Below are 22,928 nucleotides of genomic sequence, written 5' to 3'. Positions count from 1 at the left end.
GAGTATAAAGATGATAGTCATTTTTACGGTAAAATATAAATAACATCAAAAACAATTATTAAAAATCATAATATTTGATGCAAGATCAATACAAATAACAATCAGTTACTCATATTTACAATGACCCGTCCTTTCTGTTTTCCTTTAAGAATCAGATCAATATTCTCATCAAGATCATCAAGAGTTATTTCCCTGTAAAACCCGTCGGGAAAAGATAATTTCCACTCATTGGCAAAAAGATGCCAGATTTTAGTGCGAATATTCATGGGGCAATTCTGTGAATCAATTCCAACAAGTTTTACTCCCCTGAGGATAAAAGGGAAAACATTCACGGAAAGATCAGGGGAAGCCACAAGCCCACAACATGTAACAACTCCCCAGGGTCTTGTGGATTTTATGGAAGATGCAAGAATATCACCTCCCACAGTATCAACAACTCCATTCCATCGCGCCTTCATCATTGGTTGATCGCCTCCCTTAGTCACGTCTTCCCGGCTTAAGACAAAGCTTGCTCCCAGCGTGGAAAGGAAATCAACTGCATCAGGTTTACCTGTGACCGCTGTAACTCTATAACCCAGACAAGAGAGCAGTGCAACGGCAATTGTCCCAACCCCGCCTGTTGAACCTGTTACCAGGATATCGCCGTTTTCAGAAGAAACCTGATCTTTGATAAAAAATACTGACATACCGGCTGTAAATCCGGCTGTACCGAGAATCATGCTCTCTTTCAGGCTCATACCATCTGGAAGCTTTACTGCCCATGACTCAGGAACTCTTATATATTGCCCATAACCGCCGGAGGTATTCATGCCAAGATCATAACTTGTCACAATAACTTCATCTCCTGCCTTAAAAAGATCACTTCTGCTCTCTTGAACCACACCTGATGCATCAATACCCGGAGTATGGGGATATCTTCTTGTAACGCCTCTGTTTCCCGTTGCAGACAATGCATCCTTATAATTTAATGACGAGTATTGCACCCTTATCAGCAGGTCTCCATCCGGAAGATCTTCCACCTTTTTTTCTCCTGTAAATCTGCGAAAAGTGTTGCCGGATATCTCTTCCACAATAAATGCCTTAAATGGGGTATTGTTCATAAATATACTCTCCTTATGCTTTGACAAAGCTTAAAATAAAGGATGGTTGATTTTTCATTATTTTTTTACAGGCATGTTTCATATTAGCCTAACTTTTTCTAAGGAAAGTGCCTATTAATGGGGATACTGATAGAGCGAGTTTAAACTGATTAATGCAACATGCCTTTTTACAAAAACACAACATGATTTTTTTATCAAGAGATTAACTCTTTTCACTTAGGTTCGATTGATAAAACCATTTGCCTTAAAGGCAATTTTATTGCAGAATAATTTAAAAAAATTTTACTCTGATCTTCATGAAGGCATACAAAGCCCTCCACGAGGAGTTATTCATAATGTCTCAACACAACAAGGTTACCCAGGCAAAAAAACTGCTGGCCAGGCTGAAAGAGATGAAAACCCTTCCAAGTGTGGCGGCACGGCTTACCCGAATGATTGCAGATGATAAAAGTACCATGCAGGATTTTGAGGAAGTTATTAAAGTTGATCCTACTCTGGTATTAAGAATTCTTCGTCTTGTCAACAGCCCCTTTTACGCATTAAGAACCAAAGTTAAAACTATTTCCGAAGCTGTTGCATATATTGGCATTGACAATCTGAGAAATTTGATTGTGGTGGATGCTCTGAAAAATCTTTTTACCGGAAAACAGGATGAAGAGGTTTTTTCAAGAACAAGATTGTGGATGCATTGCGTAGCTGTTGCAATATGCAGTCAGATGATTGTTGAGCGCATTTTTGGTATTAAAGGAGAAGATGCTTTTTTGTGCGGTATTGTTCACGATATTGGCCTTATAATTGAAGATCAGATAATGCCGGATGAATTTTTGAAAGTCTGCATGGAATACAAACCGGAAAAGAACAAAAATATTGTTCATTATGAAACAGGGCTCCTTGAGACAGACCATACTATAGTAGGCTCTCTTCTTGTTCATGATTGGCATTTGCCAAGGGATGTGCAGCAGGGGGTACTTCACCACCATGATATTTTAAGTTCAGCAGACCCCAAAACCCTTCCTTCTGTTATACAAACAGCTGATTATCTTGTTTCAAGGTTGAAGTATAACATTCTGGACGGCATGAAAGGAGAGCTTTCTCCACCTTTGATGCTGCATATAAAGGATAATATCAAAGAGTATAAAACACTTGCAGACGGCCTGCCTGAAGAGCTTGCCAAAGCTGAAGATATCTACGCACTTGACAGGGGGTAACAGCGTGCTTGAACTGGAGACTCTTTTTGAAGAGTTTGAAGATACTGAAAAAAGAAACAGCAGATTTCTGGCAATTCTCAAAAGATATCTGCCAAAGGGTCAATTTTACCTTTCAGATGATAAAGTTGCAGCTTCCATACCCTTAGATGAAAAACAACTGCCGTCAATTGAGAGCCATGATGATGCAAAAAAGAACCTGAATGAATTTTATCTGGAACAGATGAAAATAACCCTTCTGTATAAATTACCAGACAACCTTAATTCAGAAGCAGTTCAACCGTTTCTCCCCAATCTTTTAATGCTTTGCCAGGAGCTTTGCATAAAAGAGGAAAAGGTTGAAGAGCAGCATGAGATGCTTGAAACCATGAAGGAGCAGTTGAATCGCAAGGTTGCTGTTTTCAAGAAAAAATATGAAGAGATTCTTGTGGAAAATCACAAAAACAGCATGGAGTATTCCACACGACTGAACTCTGAGATTGAAAAAAGAACGGCAGAACTTAAGCAGGCAAATAAAGAGTTGATCGCTGCAAGGGAGAGAGCAGAATCTGCAAGTGTTGCAAAAAGTGAATTTCTTGCAAACATGAGTCATGAGATAAGAACCCCCATGAACGGTGTCATAGGTATGGTTGAGCTTCTACTTCAGACCAATTTGAACAGAGAGCAGATGCACTATGCAGAAGCCATACATTACAGTGCAGATGCTCTTCTGGACATTATCAATGATATCCTGGACTACTCCAAAATTGAAGCCGGAAAGCTTGAGATGGAAGACATCCCCTTTGACCTCAACAGGGTCATCAGCAATATAACAGATATGATGAAAATCAATGCAGAAAAAAAGGGGCTTTTATATCAAGTAACAATAGACGATAATATTCCTGCCCGTCTTGTGGGAGATCCCGGTAGATTAAGACAGGTTCTTTTTAACCTGTGCGGTAATGCTGTGAAATTTACAAGAGAAGGCAGTGTAACAATCAAAGTCCTTCTTCTTGAAGAGACTTCTAACTCTGCCCTTGTCCGTTTCAATGTAATAGACAGCGGCATAGGTATTCCGGAGGATCGAAAAAACAGACTTTTTCAGTCATTTTCCCAGGTGGATGCATCCATGACCCGCAACTATGGAGGAACAGGGCTTGGTCTTGCCATATCCAAACAGTTGACAGAACTCATGGGCGGAACCATTGGCGTTGAATCAGCCGAAGGAAAAGGCTCTACTTTCTGGTTCACGGTGAAATTCCGGAAACAGAGGACAAAGCAGGAGAATAATGCGGGAGAATCTTCATTTGCTGATAGCAGGTTTAACAGAAGTGCGGTTGATACTGAAAAACGATGGGAAGAAAATATTGAAAAAATAAAGGGATTGAATATTCTAATTGCCGAGGATAATCCTGTTAACCAAAAAGTGCTTGCAAGCATTCTTGGTACACTGAAAATAAAAAATATAGTTATTGCTGAAAACGGTAAAGAAGCAGTTGATAAACTTATTTATCAATACAGGGAAAAAACATCTCTTTTTGATATCATTTTAATGGATGGTCAGATGCCTGTTATGACAGGTCTTGAGGCTACTACAAAAATCAGGGAGTTTGAAAACAGAACTTTTCCGGATAAATCCCGACACACTCCAATCATTGCAATTACTGCCCATGCAATGGTGGAAGACAGGGATATGTTTCTTAAAAGTGGTATGGATGCCTACATAACAAAGCCCATCAAGCGCATTGTTTTAATGGAGACCATACTTGGCCTAATCTTCGGGCTTTAATATCCTCCGTAAAACGGCCATGGCAGATCCATCCGCCACAACGAAACATTAAAGTCGTTATATATCAGCATGTTATGGAGACTTTCTAATAAACCCATCACTCACGGCAAAAAGCAGTTCAAACGCCATAGGTGACAAGGAGAAACATAAGTCATGGCAATTGACATTGCACTGTTTCTGGAAACACTAAAAGAAGAGGTTAAGAGCTACAAGGTTCCGGTGGTTGATCTTATATCTGTACAGACCCGTGATCCATTCAAGATTCTTGTGGCAACCATTCTCTCTTCCAGAACAAAGGATGAAACCACTGCTGCTGCTGCATCCCGTCTTTTCAGGGAAGCTCCTGATATCAAAGCCCTTGCAAAACTTCCGGAAAAAAAGATTATGGATCTTATCTATCCTGTGGGTTTCTATAAATCAAAGGCAGGCTATTTGAAAAAGCTTCCACAGGCACTTGAAAATTTTGATAACAGGATTCCCGAAGAGATTGACGATCTTATAAAATTGCCAGGGGTTGGCCGTAAAACTGCAAATCTGGTAAGAAGTGTGGCATTTAACAAGGATGCCATATGCGTTGACACCCATGTACACAGAATCATGAATAAATGGGGTTATGTAAATACAAAAACCCCCCTTGAAACGGAAATGGCATTGAGAAAAAAACTTCCTCAAAATCATTGGCAGGAGGTTAACGGTATCCTTGTTGCATTCGGACAGGGGACATGCCGTCCTGTCTCACCCCATTGTCACCGTTGCGTGATTGCTGATTTATGCCCCGCCGCCGCCCATCAAATTACATAAATTAGCCCTGGCTCTTTTTTTCACTGAAAAAGACCATTACAAATGTTATATGATCCTTCATGGCAGAGTATGCCTGATAAGAGTCTCTGGATTTTATGGCATCCACAATGTTATGGTGCTGATTTAAGATGATATCAATGTTATCCATGTTTTCATAAAGCCCTGACAGGTTCTCTCTGATGCCATGAAAAAGATAGTCATAAAAATTTCTCATTATAAGGATATGAAGTGGATTTTTTGCAGCATAGGCCACAGCCATATGAAACGATGTGTCAGCTTCGGTTCCAAGACGGCCTGAACGCACCTCTTTTTTCATCTCCTCAATTGAGTGAACCATGGCATTGATATCATTTTCATCAGCTCTTCTTGCTGCAAGGGCAGCAGCATTGCACTCAAGCCCCATGCGCACCTCTAAAAGATCCTGAATTGATGCATCCTGGGTCTGCATGGCCTTTGCAAGGGGGCTCTGTTCCTGGGTATCAAGAGATTTAACAAAAGTCCCCTGTCCCTGTTTCTGAACAATCAGCCCCATAACCACAAGGCGCTGAATGGCATCTCTTATGGTGGTTCTGCTCACCTTCATGGCTTCAGCAAGCTCCCTTTCAGGCATAAGTTTCTCTCCGGGCTTGAGATTACCTCTGTAGATCAATTCCCGTATCTGATCAAATACCTGATCAGAGATCCGTTTGGGTTTAATGGGTTTGATTGGTATATTCATAATTGATTATCTCGTAAAAAATTAGATTCCAGCACTTTATTAGAAAGTCTTCATAACATACTGACATATAAAGACTTTCTGCATCGTTGTGATGCCCTCTCTATCATGAGGGTTTATATTTCTGCTTTGTTATCTTCTATAAATTGTCTGAATCAGGATACCCTGGATTAACAGGATAAGTCAGGATTAAGTAGTCAAAATCGACATTTTGTTGGCTTTCTCGGCATTTATTGCATTTGTCTGAATCAGGATAACCAGGATTTACAGGATGCTCAGGATTTTTATCCTGTAAATCATTATCATCCTGGACATCCTGATTCAGACAATATTGACAAGGCTCAGGAGGTTATAGGTGTCGATTTTGAGTAAGTATCATGAGCATCTTTTTCATCCTGGTTATCTTGATTCAGACAGCAAAAAAGATAAGCTAACAAAGTAGCAATATGCAACTCACTGAAATTATTAAAAGCAACTTTGGAGATTCAGACCCTGAAAGACGGAGCTTGGCTTCTGCAATTGTAAAGTGGTCATGAACATGCAGACAAATCTAAATTAATTTCTGTTCCCTCAGAAAATCGGCATATAGCTGAATCGGATGCCTTACTTTTATATCAAGGTGTTCTTTTGCAAGCATGTCTGAAATCTGTACCATACATGCAGGGCAACCAGTAGCTACGGTGTCACATCCTGTATCTGCAATGTTTTTCTGTTTCAAGTTGCCGATCTTTGAGGATATTCCGTAATGATAAAGATTAAAACTGCCTCCCATGCCACAACACTTGTCTGAACCCTCCATCTCCACAAGTTCTTTGCCCGATGCCCTTATTACATCCCTTGGTTCACTAATGACTCCAAGGGATTTTTTCAGGTGACATGGATCGTGGTATGTCACCCTTGTTTTCCGAACATTATTCTGATTGAAGTTTTCACTTTTAATCCCTTGAGTGTCATTGGAAAAACTGACTTTATTAACCAAAAATTGATTTATATCAAGGGTTTTTTCCGACAAACGCCCAATTTTTTCCCGAATACCGCTGGATTTTCCCTCATAGATGGATGGCCAAAGTTTTTTTATTGTGGATGTGCATGTGGCACATGCAGTTATAAGATAATCAAATTGTTCCTGATCAAAAAGTTTGATATGATATTCCACAAGTTTTTCAAAGGTTGCCATATCACCGGATGCAAGGGCTGGAATGCCGCAACAGCCCTCTCCTTGGGGAATATATGTTCCAACTCCATGATATTTAAAAATATCAATAAGATCATGGCCAATTGCAGGAAAAATCTTGTCAATGATGCAGCCTGTGAAAATTGCAGCTTTAAGGCCTGATCTCCCTGGAGCTGTATTTATCATGGGTGTTGTTTTATGTAATGGTTTTGCTGCCATGGGCAGGATGTGACGATCATTGATCAAAGGAGATATCAGGGGAGCCACAAGCCTTGCACATGAAGTGCCCTGTGCGTTTTTCTCATCCTTTGTAAAGATCCCCTGAAACTTACCTGCCCATTCAGTAAGATTGTCAAAAGTTGATGGATTGGCAAGCATCTTTCTGAATATAAGCTTCTTCATGGGCGACAAACCTTTAAACTCGGCAAGAATTGCCCTTGCCTTTATAAAGATCTCCACAACATTGACACCGCTTGGGCAGTTGGCAGCGCAGGAGCCACACAAAAGGCATTTATTAAGCCTTTCGTCAACTCCATCAGGATCAGTAAAAAGATTTTTCCCAAGGCCATCCAGAAGCGCCAACTTCCCCCTTGCAACATCAGCCTCTCTTCTTGTCTGTTCAAAAAGGGGGCATACAGACTGGCACATGCCGCACCGGATACATACAACAAGCTGATCTTCAAGTTCCTTGAGACGGTTGGCAAGTTTTTTCATGCCTGCCTCTGATTTTGTACCCATTTTCGGTACAGTTTTTTTTATTTCAACCATACCTATATCACTCCTGTAACTTTGCCTGGATTGAGTATGCCATAAGGGTCCATTGCTTTTCTAAGACGTCTTGAAAAGAGGATGGATGAAATCCCTGTCTCCTTTTCCAGAAAAGGTGCTTTGGCAAGTCCGGTTCCGTGCTCTCCAGAAAGGGTTCCGCCAAGGGCAAGCGCCTTGTCAAAAATTTCCTCAATGGCAGACTCCACCCTGTGCCACTCCTCTTTATTGCGTTTATCAGTCAAAATGGTGGGGTGAAGGTTGCCATCCCCTGCATGACCAAAAGTGCCTATCTCTATTTTATATTTAACGGCTATCTCCTGAAGAGCCCGAACCATGGCAGGTATCTGGCTTCTGGGAACTGTTGCATCTTCAAGCACCAGGGTGGGCTTAAGTTTGGCAAGCGCAGAAAGAGCACTTCTTCTCGCTGACCATATCTTTTCCCGCTCTGTGTCATCAGATGCCACCTTTATACTGTCAGCACCAAGTTTTCTGCAAAGCTCTTCCACATCCCTTCCTTCATCTTCAACCTGGCCCGGATGACCATCCACCTCAATTAAAAGAAGGGCACCTGCATCCACGGGAAGACCTGCCCTGCTGTAGGCCTCAACTGCCCTTATGGTAAAATTGTCAAGTATCTCAAGTGTTGCCGGAACAATTCTATTGGCAATAATTGCAGCAACAGTTTCAGATGCCTTTTCTATGGTTTTATATACAGCCACCATGGATTTTCTTGCCTTGGGAAGAGGAATGAGCTTCAGTATTATTTCGTCCATAACCCCGAGGGTGCCTTCGGAGCCAACCATCATGCCTGCAAGATTGTAGCCTGTGGCACATTTTACAGTTCTGGAACCTGACTTAACATGTTCACCCATGGCGTCAAAAAAGCTTATACCCATAACATAATCCTTTGTGACACCATATTTTAGTCCTCTAAGACCTCCTGCATTTTCAGCAACATTTCCTCCAATTGTGGATACTGCCTGGCTGCCTGGATCAGGGGGATAGAAGAGTCCTTTTTTTTCCACAGCCGCTGCAAGGGTTGCGGTTACAACACCAGGCTGAACCACGGCATACATGTCTGCCTCGTTGATCTCCAGAATTTTATTGAGTTTTCCGGTCAGAAGAACAACACCTGATGTACTGGAAGGGATGGTACCGCCACTTAAGTTGGTACCGGAACCTCTTACTGTAAGGGGCACCCTTTGACGGCTGCACACCTTTACAATCTCTCCAAGCTCTTCACTTGTTTCAGGCATAACCGCAGCAGATGGTACCACAGAATCAAGCACAGCAGCATCATAGGAGTAGGTAACCATATCTTCCTTACGGGTGAGAAGATTTTCCCTGCCCACAATTTTCTGTAATTCGTCAATGACTCCTTGCATAATCATATCGTCCTTTTTGATTATGGTATGACCTTATAAATATGGTAATACCAATTTAATGTTTTTTTGCTCTACGGCGTTATCACTTAACAACTTAGTAAGACATTTAAAGGCTATTTTAATGGGATTATGAATTTTAAAGCAAATTGGATTTTTTGAATAAACACCTTAATTTTCATGTGATTTCTTTACCTATAACAGAGATAAAAAATAAATTCAAATATTTTATTTTTTTTCTTGACAAGTCAGATCACTTCCATTTATTATTGGTCATACCATAAGAAATTCATACTCATCTTAGCAAGAAACAAATCATTGGTATGCTGGACAATCCAAAAATTTTTCCAGGAAAGGAGGTTACAGACACCACAAAGAGGTCGTAGCGCCGATATGGCGATTTCGTACAATAAAACCAGAATAACATTTCATTTAAGCCATTATCAATGGAGGACACAACACAATGAAAAAAGCTTTAACCTTAATGATTGCCTGCCTAATAACCCTTTGTCTCATTGTTCCAAATGCATTTGCAAAACGTGAAAAATTTGGAGAAGACCCCCGCCACAAAGATGCACAGCGCGTCTCATTCAAACCTTCTGATGAAAAAGTTCGCTGGAAAATGGTTATGCCCTGGTCCAAGGGACTTCTATTCTACGATATCGCCGTCCATTTTGCAGACAGTGTTCGTCTGGCATCTGCCGGTCGCCTTGATATTAAACCTTTTTCAGCAGGCGAACTTGTTCCTGCAATGCAGAGTTTTGACGCTGTAAGCAAAGGTTCTGCTCAGGTTGGTCATGACTGGCCAGGTTACTGGAAAGGTAAAAACGAGGCGTTTGTTGCATTCGCATCTGTCCCTTTTGGTCTTGATGCAGAAGGATACAACATCTGGCTTTACGAAAAAGGTGGCCTTGAGCTTATGCAGGAGATATATGGTAAATTCAATCTCTTTGCCCTTCCCGGAGGTCAGTGCGGTCAGGAGATGGGACTTTTCTCCAACAAAAAAGCCACAAAAATGGAAGATTTCAAGGGTATGAGGCTTCGAACTCCTGGATGGTACATGGATATCATGAACAACCTTGGCGCATCTGTAAGCCCCCTTCCTGGCGGCGAAGTCTATCTTGCCCTTGAGCGTGGCGTTATTGACGCTGCCGAGTTCTCCTCTCCTGCCATCAACTATCCCATGGGTTTTGACGAAATTACGAAATATGCCATTCAACCAGGTGTCCATCAACCAGGTATCCAGTGCGCTCTTTTCTTTAATCAAGATGCCTACAATAAACTTCCTGAAGACCTTAAATGGATCATTGATATCTGTGCCAAAGAGACTCAGCTTTGGAGCTACAACTGGATCAACAGCCTCAATGCCAAGGCAATTCGTCTTTTTAAAGAAAAAGTGGAAATCGTAAAAATGGACAAAGAGACACTGATTGAGTTCCGTAAAACCACAAAGGCATACATTGATGATCTGAAAACAAAATATCCTGATGTAAAAAAAGTTATGGATTCCCAGGAAGAGTTCCTGGAAAGCTATGCAGACTGGAGAGATGCCAGAAGTGGTGCAACTCCATGGCCATATGAAAGATATATTAGCGGCCAGATTACAGAATAACCCCTTTCAATACTCAAACTTGACACCTGGCGTCACTTGAGCTTTCTTAATAGTGTCTGAATCAGGATAACCAGGATAGCCGGGATTTACAGGATAAAAATCGTGACGGACAGCATTAACCTGTAAATTCTGTTTATCCTGATTCAGAAAAATGCAATTAATAAGGAATCTTGCAATGCTGGAATCAACTTCAAATGTTTTACAGACCATCAGCAGAAAAGAGGGGGAATGGGCATCTTTTCTCATCTACCCACTTCTGTTTATTGTGGTTTACGAAGTATTCATGAGATATGCCTTCAATGCACCCACAACATGGGGTTTTGAGGCAACAACCTTCCTCTACGGACTCCACTATATGTTCGGCATGGCATACACTGATGTCCATGACGGCCATGTAAAGGTGGATATTTTTACTTCTCTTTTTTCTGAAAAAAAACAGAGCATCTTTAAAGTTATTACAAATATTCTCTTTTTCATGCCGGTAATGATCTGCATGACAATCTGGGCATTAAAATTCGGTATCTCCTCCACCATGGGACTTGAGGTCAACTCCACAAGCTGGGCACCTCCCATATGGCCACTGAAGCTCCTCATGGCAGTCTGTTTTCTCTTTCTTCTGCTTCAGGGAGTTGCCAACCTGATCAATGATATCAATTCTCTTAGGAAATAACCCTTCAAGTCACGATTTCCAGGAAAAAGTCAATTGCAGGATTACACGGGCATGATTGCGTATCAATCACCCCGTGAATGAAAATGAGAGCCATTTTCACGGTAAATATTACAGATTTTTAAATTCACGTTAATTTTCGGCAAACAAATATTAAAAATGAGGTATTCACATGAGTCTCGAATTCATGACAGTGGCGATGTTCGCCACACTGGTTCTGGCCATCACACTTGGCCACCCACTGGCATACACGCTGGCCGCAGTGGCGACACTCTTTGGTCTTATTGATAACGGATTCTCCATTCCCATGCTCTTTGACATGTTTGCCAACAATGCGTGGGGCCTGATGAATAACTACACTCTTGTTGCCATCCCTCTTTTTATTCTCATGGCACAGCTCCTGGACAGATCAAAAGTCTCCGAAGCCCTGTTTGAATCTCTCTATGTGGTATTGGGCGGACTTAAAGGCGGGCTTGGCCTGGCTGTTGTTGTTGTCTGCACAGTATTTGCCGCAACTACAGGTATTATTGGAGCCTCGGTGGTTGCCATGGGCCTTCTGGCAACACCTGCCCTTATGAGCAAGGGATATCAAAAAGAGCTTGCAAGCGGTATCATATGCGCATCAGGAACCCTTGGGATACTTATTCCACCAAGTATCATGATGGTTGTTTTTGGTGGCCTCACGGGCATGAAGGAGACATCTGTAGGAAATCTCTTTGCCGGTGCAATTCTTCCTGGCATGATGCTGGCATCAATGTATTTTATCTATATCTTTATTCGCTGTAACATCAATCCCCAGCTTGGCCCTCCAATTTCAAAAGCTGAAGCCTCAAAATATACAGCAGCCCAGAAATGGACAATGACAATGAAATCCCTGGTACCGCCCCTTGCACTTATACTTGCGGTAATGGGTACCATTCTGGCTGGTGTTGCAACTCCTACAGAAGCTGCCGGACTTGGGGCAAGCGGTGCAATGATCCTTGCATTTGCAAGTAAAAAACTCAATATGACAGTACTTAAAGAGTCAGCCTATGCAACACTTAAAACAACATCAATGGTAATGATGCTTTTTATTGGCGGAAAGTTTTTCAGTACTGTGTTTTTAGGGATGGGTGGCGGCGATGTTGTTGCTGATCTCCTCATAGGAAGCGGAATGAACAAATGGGCAATTCTTGCCATCATGATGCTCATAGTCTTTTTCATGGGCATGTTCATTGACTGGGCTGCCATTTTGCTTGTAACTGTTCCCATATTCATGCCCATTGCCATGGAGATAGGTTTTGATCCACTATGGTTTTCCATGCTAATGTGCGTAAATCTCCAGACATCATTTCTGACCCCGCCATTTGGATATGCCCTCTTCTATTTTAAAGGTGTAGCACCCGAAGGTTATACAATGATGCATATCTACAAAGGAATCATGCCTTTTGTTCTTATTCAGCTTTTAAGTCTTGCAATTCTATCCCTCTTTCCAGGTATCGTAACATGGCTTCCTGGTATATTCTTTGGAGCATCATAATATAAAAAAGTTTCATAGAATCAACGAATAATTGCAACTTGAGTCCGGCAATTATTGCATTTTTCTGAATCAGGATAACCAGGATGGATAGGATGGTCAGGATAGATAATCCTGCCTTATCTTTGTTAATCTTGGGTATCCTTATTCAGACAGCATCACTGTTGCAAAGGTTTCTGCCATGGCCGTTATACCCATTCCATTTATCTTCTGCAAAAGCAGGAAGTATTTAAAAAAACAGACAAAAGGATTATTATGAAACGAATCATTCTTTTAATAACGTTATTACTGACTATTCCTGTATCCCTATTTGCCCAGAAAGAGAGCATTCTTGTAATTGAAAGCTATCATGCAGAATATCCCTGGGATGCAAGCTATATTGAAGGTCTGAAAGATATTCTCAAGGATGGTTACGACCTTCAATATTTTGAAATGGATACCAAACGCCTGCCTGCTTCAGAGTATGACAAAAGAGCACAGATGGCCTGGGAAAAATACCTTGAGCTTAAACCTTCCCTTGTTATTCTAGGCGACGATAATGCGCTGAAATATCTTGGCAAAAAATTCTCAGTCACAACCACTCCTGTGGTATATCTTGGTATCAACAACAATCCAAGGTATTATGATATGGCACGATTTGATAATATCACCGGAGTTCTGGAGCGTCCACTGATGAAGCGTTCCATCAAGTATATTGACGATTTTTTTGAAGTAAAAAAGGTTCTTATTCTGTTTGATTCAGGAGAAACATCAAAGGTTGTTCACACTGAAGTATTTAGTGGAAAAGAGAGACAGATTTTCGGAGGCATTATTGCAGATATAAAACTCATTGACAATTTTGGAACATGGCAGAAGAGTGTCCTTGAGGCAAAAAATCAGGATTATGATGCAATTATCGTAGGGCTTTACCATACACTGGTTGATGATGCAGGAAATCATGTGGATGCAAATAAAGTGTTGGGATGGACATCTGACAATACACCGGTTCCGCCTTTTGCTTTCTGGGATTTCACAGTGGGTAAAGGTAAAGCAATTGGCGGCTATGTCCTCTTTGGCAAAGCCCAGGGAAAAAAAGCAGGAGAGCTTGCTCTTAAAATGCTTGCAGATAAAAATCACGGCAGAATTCCTCCCCAGACAGCCGATAATGGACAATTGTATTTCAGCAGATCCCAGCTTGAGAAATGGGGATTAACCATTACTGGCGACATGGTTTCAAAAACAACATTTATTGAATAACCTAGCCTGGATTGACCAGAAACAAAGAGACTTTATAACAAAAATCGTAACTGGCAATTCGTCATTTCTGAACAGGAGATATAATTGACTCAAATGGACATAGTGACAGAATTCAAAAAAAAGACATCCATGGTATCCTCAATGGTGCATGAGGCCCAGAGCATTCAAGATGCACTGGAAATCGCGGTATCTGTATGTGTAAAAAAATCGCCTGCGATGATGACAAACAGTTCTTCTGAAACTCCCCATACAGGAGACTCAGACAGCCGTATAAGTCTCATGCATGGCAAAACCATGGCAGCTTTGGATCTTGATGAAGATAAACTGAAAATACTGGCAAAACTTTGTAGTGACAACAACATCGATCTTATCACAGAGAGCCTTAGAAATCATGGTACGGGAATAGATGTTGGCATTACGACAGCAGATTACGGCATCGCCGATACCGGAACTCTTGTTGTAAGCTCAGACTCCGAAGAAAAACGCCTTGCAACCATGATCAGCGAAATCCATGTGGCTCTTCTTTTAAAATCAAATATCAGACCAAGTGCCCTTGCTATGTGCGAAGAGCTTGAACTTTTAACATCAAAACCATCCTCATACACTGCATTCATAACAGGCCCAAGCCGTACTGCCGACATTGAGCGTGTTCTGGCCATAGGGGTTCACGGCCCCCTGGAGCTTCATATCATTCTACTGGATGACATTGAAAAATAACAAAACCTGTAAACCGGAAGGTGAATAACACTTTTTCAATGATACGAAGGATGTTTTAGCAAAATACAGTTTTAAAAAATACTACATGCACAACAAATGGACTGGAGGCTGAGAAAATCTTAATCATGGGAATAGATCAAACAGTTGAAAAAAAAACAGAAGGTGGGGGAGAGCATATTAATGCCTATAAAAAACGCATCAACAACGCACTTTCCAATGATTTCCTCCGAAGTGCCATGGACAAATTTGCAATAGCGTACAAAGAGAGCCGCAAAAATGCATTTGCAGATATGGATACAGGTGTTGACGAACTCATTGCAGAGGTGGCAGAGCTTAAGAAAAACGCTGTCATGAAAAACAGTGAGCTTCTGGTGCAGTTCAGGAAAAAGGCTGAGGAGTGCGGCATACAGGTGCATATGGCTGCCACAGCAGATGAAGCTAACAGAATTATCGCAGATATTGCAAAAAACAGCGGCTCCCGGAAGATTATCAAATCAAAATCAATGACAGCAGAAGAGACTCATCTCAATCACTTTCTGGAAAAGGAAAATCTTGATGTTACAGAGACCGACCTTGGTGAATGGATTGTGCAGCTTCGCCATGAAGGGCCATCCCACATGGTAATGCCGGCGATCCATCTTTCCAGGTTTCAGGTGGCAGACCTTTTTTCTGATGTAACAGGAAAAAACCAGGATGCAGAGATTGAACGCCTTGTAAAAGTGGCCAGAAAGGAGCTTAGGTCAAAATTTCTTGAAGCTGACATGGGAATTACAGGTGCAAATTTCGTTATTGCAGATACAGGAACCATAGGTATTGTAACCAATGAAGGCAATGCCCGCCTTGCAACAACACTGCCCCGGGTGCATGTGGCTCTTGCAGGAATTGACAAGCTTCTTCCATCTCTTAAAGATGCATTGACCGTTGCAAAGGTACTTCCCAGAAATGCCACAGGCCAAAGGCTCACTTCATATGTCACATGGATAACAGGCCCATCTGAATGCAAAACCACTCCATCCGGAAAACGGGAAATGCACATTGTGCTCTTAGATAACGGACGAAGCAAAATTGCATCTGATCCTGACTTTGCCCAGATTTTACAGTGTGTAAGGTGCGGAGCATGTGCCAATGTATGTCCTGTATATCGTATGGTTGGCGGACATCAGCTTGGCTACATATATATCGGAGCAATTGGACTTATCACCACCTATTTTTTTCATGGTGCTGAAAATGCAAAGAATATTGTCCAGAATTGCACCAACTGCGGAGCATGCAAGGCTGTCTGTGCAGGTGGAATTGACCTTCCAAGACTTATCAAAGAGGTTCACACCCGCATACAGGATGAGGATGGACATCCTTTAAAAAGTCTTATGCTTGCAAAGGTTTTAAAAAACAGAAAACTGTTCCACGGACTTTTAAGAGCTGCAAGTGTGGCACAAAAGCCTGTAACAGGTGACACTCCATATCTGAGACACCTTCCCATGATCTTTGCAAAGGATCATAACTTCAGAAGACTTCCTGCAATTGCAAAAATCCCCTTCAGAGACCGCTGGGAAAGTATTAAAAAAGAGCACCAGAGTGCAGAAAGCATAAAGGCCGTGGCTGCAACAAGCGAAAAATCAGATCAGAAAAATCAGAAAAACGTTAAAGACAACGACAAAAACATTATCAGGGTGGGTATTTTTTCCGGCTGTGTGCAGGATTTTGTATATCCTGAACAACTTGAGGCAGGGATTCTGGCTTTTTCAAAATATGCTCAAAAAGACAAAAAAATTATCCTTGAGTTTCCCATGGGACAATCCTGCTGTGGCCTTCCTGCATTGAGCATGGGGGAAAAGGATGCAGCAAAAGATGTAGCAATTCAGAATGTAAATGCATTTAAGGGCCTTAAGCTTGATTACATCGTCACACTGTGCGCTTCATGTGCTTCCCACCTTAAACACGCAGTACCTCTTTTGACCGGCAGCATCCTTGGGAAATCTGCAACCGATTTTGCAGAAAAAGTGATGCCTTTCAGTCAGTTCATTTACATGACAGGAGGGATGGATAGCCTTAATGCTGTAGATTTACAGGATTCAGGAAATGGCCAGAACATGCTTAAAAATATTGATAGAAAGAAAATCACATGGCACTCTCCATGCCACCTCTGTCGCGGTATCGGGATAAAAGATGAACCAAAAGAGATTCTTGGCAGGACAGGTCATGAGTTTGTAAAGGCAGATGAAGAGGAGACCTGCTGCGGTTTTGGCGGAAGTTTTTCCGTTAATTTTCCGGCTGTATCCCGTGAGATTCTGACACGCAAACTAAATGATGTTGAAGAGACAGGAGCAGAAATTCTTGTAACAGAGTGTCCAGGATGTGTAATGCAGCTTAGGGGAGGTGCTCTTAACCAGAACAGAAGTTTTAAAGTTGTCCATTTGGCGGAAATAATATAGATTCTCAAAATCGACATCTTATTGCTTTTTCAGAAGTTATTGCAGTTGTCTGAACCAGGATAACCAGGATGGATAGGATGCTCAGGATAGATAATCCTGCCTTATCTTGTTAATCTTGGGAATCCTGATTCAGACAGTGTTGACAAGGCTTACAAGATCATAGGTGTCGACTTTGAGTAGATTTCATTTAATTCTCGGCATTATTCATTTCCCGATTTACACTTTTAAAGACAGTTTGCCCCATTTTCGGAAGAGAGCCTTCCTTTTACGGCATTCTTCATTGACCACCCTATACTTTCCGGAGTATCATCTGGGGTTGATATGAAGAATGCCTTTTTTATTAGATAGTTTCCATAACATGCCTGCTATAGTATTCCAGATAATTAAATTGATAATGGAAAAGTCTAACTATCTGTTATCTTGATTAATTTTTTACCAAAAAACAAAATATTTTTCTGGAAAGTATATATAACGGCCATGGCAGATCCATCTGCCAAAACGAATCATGAAAGTCCTTTAGAGCCTTAAAAGACGGGGACTTTCTTATACCCCCCATGTTTGCTGACGCATCACAACAAAACATTAAAGTCGTTGTATATCAGTATGTTACGGAGATTTTCTTATAAAAAACTTTAATGCATCGCTTTGATACCCTCGCAATCATGATGGTTTATTGAAAATTTTAAGGAGGAACTCATGACCACGACAGTCAATAATGAACTCAATCCTGGAAAGCTGCTTCAACTTTCAGGTTCCTACTGGAACACCTGTACCCTTCATGCAGGAGTGAAACTTGATGTTTTTACTGTTATTGGAGAAAAAAAATTATCAGCCCATGATGTTGCGGCACAGATGAAGGCACCGGAAAGAAGCCTTGCCATGCTTCTGGATGCTCTTTGTGCCATGGAGCTTCTTGAAAAAACTGGAGACTTGTATTCCAACTCCATTGTTTCATCCACTTTTCTGTCAAAATCTTCTCCTAAATACATCGGTTTTATGATAATGCATCATCACCATCTTGTGGAATCATGGTCCCGTCTTGATGAATCTGTCATGAGTGGAAAACCGGTAAGATCAAGGGCAACATTCAGTGATGATGCAAAAAGAGAAAGTTTTCTCATGGGAATGTTCAATATTGCCATGGCAACAGCTCCGGGACTTGTGCCCACAATAGATATTTCAGGGAGAAAGACCCTTCTTGATCTTGGAGGCGGCCCTGGAACCTATGCAATTCAGTTCTGTCTTCATAACAAGGATATTAAAGCAACTGTTTTTGATCTGCCTACAACAAGGCCATTTGCTGAAAAAACCATTGCAAGATTTAACCAGCAGGATAGAATAACATTTCAGGGTGGTAATTTTCTTGTGGATGAAATAAAAGCAAGCTTTGATGTGGTATGGATATCCCACATCCTGCACGCAGAAACACCTGAAGATTGCCATAAACTAATAAAAAAGGCAGCATCTGTGCTGAATCCCGGAGGCATGATAATTATTCATGATTTTATTCTGAACAACTCAAGAAGTGCACCGCTTTTTCCTGCACTTTTCTCATTGAATATGCTTGTAGGCACTGATGGAGGCCAATCATATTCAGAAGTTGAAATCATGGATATGCTTGATGATGCCGGATTTGTAAATATGGAAAGAACCCCCTATAAAGGCCCTATGGAATCCGGAATTATCACAGCTCTTATGCCTGACATCTAAACAGTGAGCAGACACGGATATTATCTGAAATGAATTATGAAAAAGGAGTTATTAATTGAAAAAAAAGATCGCACTTCTTCCAGGAGATGGAATAGGCCCGGAAGTTATGAAGGAAGCTGTCAAAGTTCTGGAGGCAGCGGGAAAAAAATATGATTTTCAACTTGATTATGAAGAGGCTGATGTTGGAGGCTGTGCCATAGACAATCACGGTAAGGCTCTTCCTGACTCCACCCTTGAGCTTTGTGAAAAAAGTGATGCTGTGCTATTTGGTTCTGTAGGTGGTCCCAAATGGGAATCCCTGCCACCTGAACAGCAGCCTGAAAGAGGTGCACTTCTTCCTTTGAGAAAACATTTTGGCCTCTATTGCAATCTAAGGCCGGCAAAGGTTTTTAAATCCCTTGCATCGGCATCTCCATTAAAACCTGAGATTGTAAAAGATGGTTTTGATATATTGTGTGTAAGGGAACTTACAGGCGGTATATATTTTGGTAAGCCAAAGGGAAGAGAAGGATCAGGGCCTGAAGAAAAAGGGTATGACACTCTTGTCTATACAAGATTTGAAATTGACAGAATTGCCAGAATGGCATTTGAAGCTGCTCGAAAAAGGCGAAATTTGGTGACTTCCGTGGACAAGGCAAATGTACTTACATCCATGGTACTCTGGCGTGAAGTTGTCATTGAGGTAAGCAAAGAATATCCTGATGTAACCCTGAATCATATATATGTTGATAATGCTACAATGCAGCTTGTCAAAAATCCTCATCAGTTTGATGTTCTTCTGTGCGGAAACATGTTCGGAGATATAATATCTGACGAGTGTGCCATGATTACGGGTTCAATGGGTCTTCTGGCATCTGCAAGCCTGAATGAAAAGCAATTTGGGCTGTTTGAACCAGCAGGAGGCTCTGCCCCTGACATTGCTGGAAAAGGAATTGCAAATCCCATTGCCCAGATACTCTCTGCTGCCATGATGCTTAAGTACAGCCTGGATATGCCGGAGGCATCAGATGGAATTGTTGATGCTGTATCTTCTGTGCTTGACAGAGGAATTTATACGGCTGATCTTACAAATGAAAGGGAAAAAGCTGTTAATACAGTTGAGATGGGGGATGCTATTGCATCAGTTTTAATAGGGTAAGCTGGAAAAACAAAAGCACTTGCAAGAAATTCCTGCAAGTGCTTGTTTTTTTAAATGGCGGGAGCGACGAGACTCGAACTCGCGGCCTCCTGCGTGACAGGCAGGCGTTCTAACCAACTGAACTACGCCCCCGCATTTTTTCCTTCAAGGCAAGTGGTGGGCGAAACAGGGCTCGAACCTGTGACTTCAACCTTGTAAGGGTTGCACTCTACCAACTGAGTTATTCGCCCTCACCTCAAAAGTGAGCAACTATTTATCAGTATCATGATCTACTGTCAAGAAAAAAAAGCATGACCTTATTATTTTTATGCTTTTTATGCAGATATAAAATCTCTCTCTGTAAGCATTGCATTTAAGGACTCTTTAATAGTAGCACTACTGCTCTCTTTGGATGCAGCATTACAACTTTCTTTAGAGGAAGCATTACAGCTCTCTTGTTCTGAGATATCTTCTGTCATATGCTCTGAGATATCTTCTGTCATATGGTTAAAATCAAGTTTTTTTTCATCAGGACTCCTTTTCTTTTCATCAGGACTCCTTTTCTTTTCATCAGGACTCTTTTTCTTTTCACCAGGACTCTTTTTCTTTTCATCAGGCTTCTTAGGGCTCTGTACAAGGGACATCTCAAGGACCTCTTCCATATCCTCAACAAGTACAATATCCAGGGCTTTCTGAATAGAATCCGGCAGATCAGAAATATCCTTTTCATTGTCCTTTGATATGATAACCCTTTTAATGCCGCTTGCATGGGCGGCAATGAGCTTCTCTTTTAAGCCTCCCACAGGCAACACCCTGCCACGAAGGGTAATTTCTCCTGTCATGGCTGTTTTTCTCATCACCGGTCTATTGCTCAATACCGAAATAACAGCAGTGCACATTGCTATACCTGCTGAAGGGCCATCTTTTGGTATGGCACCTTCAGGCACATGTATATGTATATCAAGATCCTTATAAAAATCCTCACGAATTCCCAATGCTGCCGAGCGTGAACGCACATAGCTTACAGCAGCACTTGCGGACTCCTTCATCACCTCACCAAGTTTTCCTGTGACAGAAACTGCACCCTTGCCCTTCATGGTAACGGTTTCAATGATCAGAAGCTCTCCTCCAACCTGGGTCCATGCAAGCCCGTTTACAATGCCTACCCTGTCTTCCTTTTCCAGGACACCATTTCTAAAACGGGGTTTACCAAGATATTTGACAAGGGATTCTGGTGTTATTGTATATGGTTTTCTTTCTCCTGTTTGTACAATTTTTCTGGCAACTTTTCTCAAAACAGAGGATATTTCCCGCTCAAGGTTTCTTACTCCGGCTTCCCTTGTGTACTGACGAATTATGGAGATCACCGCATCTTTTGTAAAACACCCAAGGTCTTTATTCATGCCGTTTTGTTCCATCTGGCGGGGTATCAGATATCCGTGGGCAATTTGTTCCTTTTCATTTTCGGTGTATCCCGGAATACGAATCACCTCCATTCTGTCCTGAAGAGGTGCAGGGATATCATGAAGGGTGTTTGCTGTGGTAATAAAAAGGATATCTGACAAGTCATATTCAATATCAAGATAGTGGTCATTAAATGACTGATTTTGCTCAGGATCCAGCACTTCCAGCAGTGCAGAAGAGGGATCACCCCTAAAATCAGTGCTCATTTTGTCAACTTCATCCAGACAAAATACAGGATTGTTAAAACCGGTTTTTCTAAGGGTCTGGATTATCTTGCCCGGCATGGCTCCTATATAGGTTCTTCTGTGCCCCCTTATCTCTGCTTCGTCCCTGACACCACCAAGTGAAATTCTTGCAAAAGAGCGCCCCATTGAGGTTGCAACTGACTTGGCAAGGGAGGTCTTTCCAACTCCGGGAGGTCCCACAAGACACAACACAGGACCTCTAATTTTTTTTACCAGCACCTGTACGGCAAGGTATTCAAGAATTCGCTCCTTTGGCTTTTCAAGGCCATAGTGATCTCTGTTTAAAATAGACTCTGCTTCATCAATGTTAATTTTTTTCCTGCTTTTACGATACCAGGGCAAAGACAATATACATTCAATATAATTTCTGACAACAGTTGCTTCCGAAGACATTGGAGACATCTTGCCAAATTTATCCAACTCTGTTCTAACAACAGAAGATGCCTCTTTTGGCAGCCTTTTACGTTTTATTTTTTTCTCAAGCTCCTGAAACTCCTGGGTTGTCTTGGATTGCTGCTCATCCTCTCCCATCTCTTTTTTGATGGCTCTCATCTGTTCTGTAAGGTAGTGGCGTTTCTGGAGTTTCTCCATCTGCTCCTTTACTCTCACCTTGATTTTCTGGGACATGGCAAGGACTTCAATCTCTTCTTCTATCAGGCGGAGAAGCAGGAGAAAACGATCTTCAAGGTCAACGGCTTCCAGCAGAGTCTGTTTGTCATTGAGTTTAAAGGGCATATGAGATGCAATAATATCTGCAAATTTGGAGTGTTCCCTGGAAAGAATTTCAATATTTTGAAGCATACTTTTAGGAATGCTGCCAGAATGTTTGGCATATTTTTGAAATGCTTCGGTTACTGTCCTGATGGCTGCCTCTGCCCTGGATTTATCCAGAATAAACTGATCGTCGTTAATGGGTTGAAAACGGACAGTGGCATAGGATTCATTTTCATGACCATGAATACTGTTGATTTTTCCCCTTCTGAGACCCTCCACAAGGGCTTTTACAGTACCATCGGGAAGTCTCAGAATCTGGGTAATGGATGCTTCTGTTCCAGTAAGATAGATATCACTTATTTTTGGTTTTACCACTTCCGGATGCTTCTGTGTAACAAGAAAGATTCTCTTGTCCTGAGTCATTGCCCGTGAAAGGGCGTTTATGGATTTGCTTCTTCCCACAAAAACCGGTGCAGTCATATGTGGAAAGAGCACAAGATCCCGCAAAGGAAGAAGAGGGAGTTCTTCAGGGTCAGATATTGCATCATCATAGTTGAACAATTTGGATAAGTTGATCATATTAGA

General features: G+C 41.6%; 16 protein-coding genes and 2 tRNA genes. 11 read left to right on the top strand and 7 right to left on the bottom strand.

Annotated features, from left to right (window positions below; all coding sequences use genetic code 11):
* Positions 1-101 precede the first annotated feature (101 nt).
* Positions 102-1,100 (bottom strand): YhdH/YhfP family quinone oxidoreductase, encoded by a 999-nt coding sequence (locus tag MTBBW1_RS23335; protein ID WP_080808045.1) that lies wholly within the window; start codon positions 1,098-1,100, stop codon positions 102-104.
* A gap of 335 nt (positions 1,101-1,435) precedes the next feature.
* On the opposite strand from MTBBW1_RS23335, the gene MTBBW1_RS23330 reads away from it, so the two are divergent.
* From MTBBW1_RS23330 to MTBBW1_RS23320, 3 genes are all read left to right on the top strand, one after another.
* Positions 1,436-2,308, top strand: a complete 873-nt coding sequence (locus MTBBW1_RS23330) for an HDOD domain-containing protein (RefSeq protein ID WP_186441660.1) — start codon at positions 1,436-1,438, stop codon at positions 2,306-2,308.
* Between the two features lie 4 nt (positions 2,309-2,312).
* Complete coding sequence (locus MTBBW1_RS23325; RefSeq protein WP_080808039.1) at positions 2,313-4,073, top strand: ATP-binding protein; 1,761 nt, start codon at positions 2,313-2,315, stop codon at positions 4,071-4,073.
* 153 nt (positions 4,074-4,226) lie between these two features.
* Positions 4,227-4,874, top strand: coding sequence for an endonuclease III domain-containing protein (locus tag MTBBW1_RS23320; RefSeq protein ID WP_080808036.1), 648 nt, complete (start codon positions 4,227-4,229; stop codon positions 4,872-4,874).
* A 1-nt stretch (position 4,875) separates the two neighbouring features.
* Here the strand turns inward: MTBBW1_RS23320 and MTBBW1_RS23315 are convergent, their stop codons facing one another.
* The 3 genes from MTBBW1_RS23315 to MTBBW1_RS23305 all read right to left on the bottom strand — a co-directional run bounded on the left by MTBBW1_RS23315 (position 4,876) and on the right by MTBBW1_RS23305 (position 8,916).
* Positions 4,876-5,592, bottom strand: coding sequence for a FadR/GntR family transcriptional regulator (locus MTBBW1_RS23315; protein ID WP_080808032.1), 717 nt, complete (start codon positions 5,590-5,592; stop codon positions 4,876-4,878).
* Positions 5,593-6,139: 547 nt separating this feature from the next.
* Complete coding sequence (locus tag MTBBW1_RS23310) at positions 6,140-7,531, bottom strand: (Fe-S)-binding protein (protein WP_245809536.1); 1,392 nt, start codon at positions 7,529-7,531, stop codon at positions 6,140-6,142.
* Positions 7,532-7,533: 2 nt separating this feature from the next.
* The gene (locus MTBBW1_RS23305; RefSeq protein ID WP_281255681.1) at positions 7,534-8,916 is read right to left on the bottom strand and encodes an FAD-linked oxidase C-terminal domain-containing protein; all 1,383 of its coding nucleotides are present in this window, start codon (positions 8,914-8,916) and stop codon (positions 7,534-7,536) included.
* A 460-nt stretch (positions 8,917-9,376) separates the two neighbouring features.
* On the opposite strand from MTBBW1_RS23305, the gene MTBBW1_RS23300 reads away from it, so the two are divergent.
* The 8 genes from MTBBW1_RS23300 (at position 9,377) to leuB (ending at position 19,941) form a co-directional block, all read left to right on the top strand.
* Complete coding sequence (locus MTBBW1_RS23300) at positions 9,377-10,525, top strand: TRAP transporter substrate-binding protein (protein ID WP_080808027.1); 1,149 nt, start codon at positions 9,377-9,379, stop codon at positions 10,523-10,525.
* Between the two features lie 175 nt (positions 10,526-10,700).
* Positions 10,701-11,195 (top strand): TRAP transporter small permease subunit, encoded by a 495-nt coding sequence (locus tag MTBBW1_RS23295; protein WP_186441659.1) that lies wholly within the window; start codon positions 10,701-10,703, stop codon positions 11,193-11,195.
* Between the two features lie 169 nt (positions 11,196-11,364).
* Positions 11,365-12,711 carry a TRAP transporter large permease gene (locus tag MTBBW1_RS23290; protein WP_080808021.1) on the top strand — a complete coding sequence of 449 codons (1,347 nt, stop codon included), beginning with the start codon at positions 11,365-11,367 and terminating at the stop codon, positions 12,709-12,711.
* Positions 12,712-12,963: 252 nt separating this feature from the next.
* The gene (locus MTBBW1_RS23285) at positions 12,964-13,944 is read left to right on the top strand and encodes an ABC transporter substrate-binding protein (RefSeq protein ID WP_080808018.1); all 981 of its coding nucleotides are present in this window, start codon (positions 12,964-12,966) and stop codon (positions 13,942-13,944) included.
* Positions 13,945-14,037: 93 nt separating this feature from the next.
* Positions 14,038-14,661 carry a lactate utilization protein gene (locus MTBBW1_RS23280; protein ID WP_080808015.1) on the top strand — a complete coding sequence of 208 codons (624 nt, stop codon included), beginning with the start codon at positions 14,038-14,040 and terminating at the stop codon, positions 14,659-14,661.
* 125 nt (positions 14,662-14,786) lie between these two features.
* Positions 14,787-17,093, top strand: coding sequence for an LUD domain-containing protein (locus MTBBW1_RS23275; RefSeq protein WP_080808013.1), 2,307 nt, complete (start codon positions 14,787-14,789; stop codon positions 17,091-17,093).
* A gap of 696 nt (positions 17,094-17,789) precedes the next feature.
* Entirely contained in the window at positions 17,790-18,803 is a 1,014-nt protein-coding gene (locus tag MTBBW1_RS23270) for a methyltransferase (protein WP_080808009.1), read from the top strand.
* A 55-nt stretch (positions 18,804-18,858) separates the two neighbouring features.
* Entirely contained in the window at positions 18,859-19,941 is a 1,083-nt protein-coding gene (gene leuB, locus MTBBW1_RS23265; protein WP_087881839.1) for a 3-isopropylmalate dehydrogenase, read from the top strand.
* Between the two features lie 55 nt (positions 19,942-19,996).
* Here the strand turns inward: leuB and MTBBW1_RS23260 are convergent.
* The 3 genes from MTBBW1_RS23260 to lon form a co-directional block, all read right to left on the bottom strand.
* Positions 19,997-20,073, bottom strand: a tRNA-Asp gene (locus tag MTBBW1_RS23260).
* A gap of 22 nt (positions 20,074-20,095) precedes the next feature.
* Positions 20,096-20,171: transfer RNA gene (locus tag MTBBW1_RS23255), tRNA-Val, on the bottom strand.
* A gap of 84 nt (positions 20,172-20,255) precedes the next feature.
* Positions 20,256-22,922: an endopeptidase La gene (gene lon, locus MTBBW1_RS23250; RefSeq protein WP_080808007.1), complete on the bottom strand. Its 2,667-nt coding sequence runs from the start codon at positions 22,920-22,922 to the stop codon at positions 20,256-20,258.
* Between the last annotated feature and the right edge of the window lie 6 nt (positions 22,923-22,928).

It is taken from the genome of Desulfamplus magnetovallimortis (genome assembly GCF_900170035.1).
Classification (GTDB): Bacteria; Desulfobacterota; Desulfobacteria; order Desulfobacterales; family Desulfobacteraceae; genus Desulfamplus; species Desulfamplus magnetovallimortis.
The sequence above is the reverse complement of the archived record's forward strand: the minus strand, read 5'-3'. Positions and strand labels throughout refer to the sequence as shown.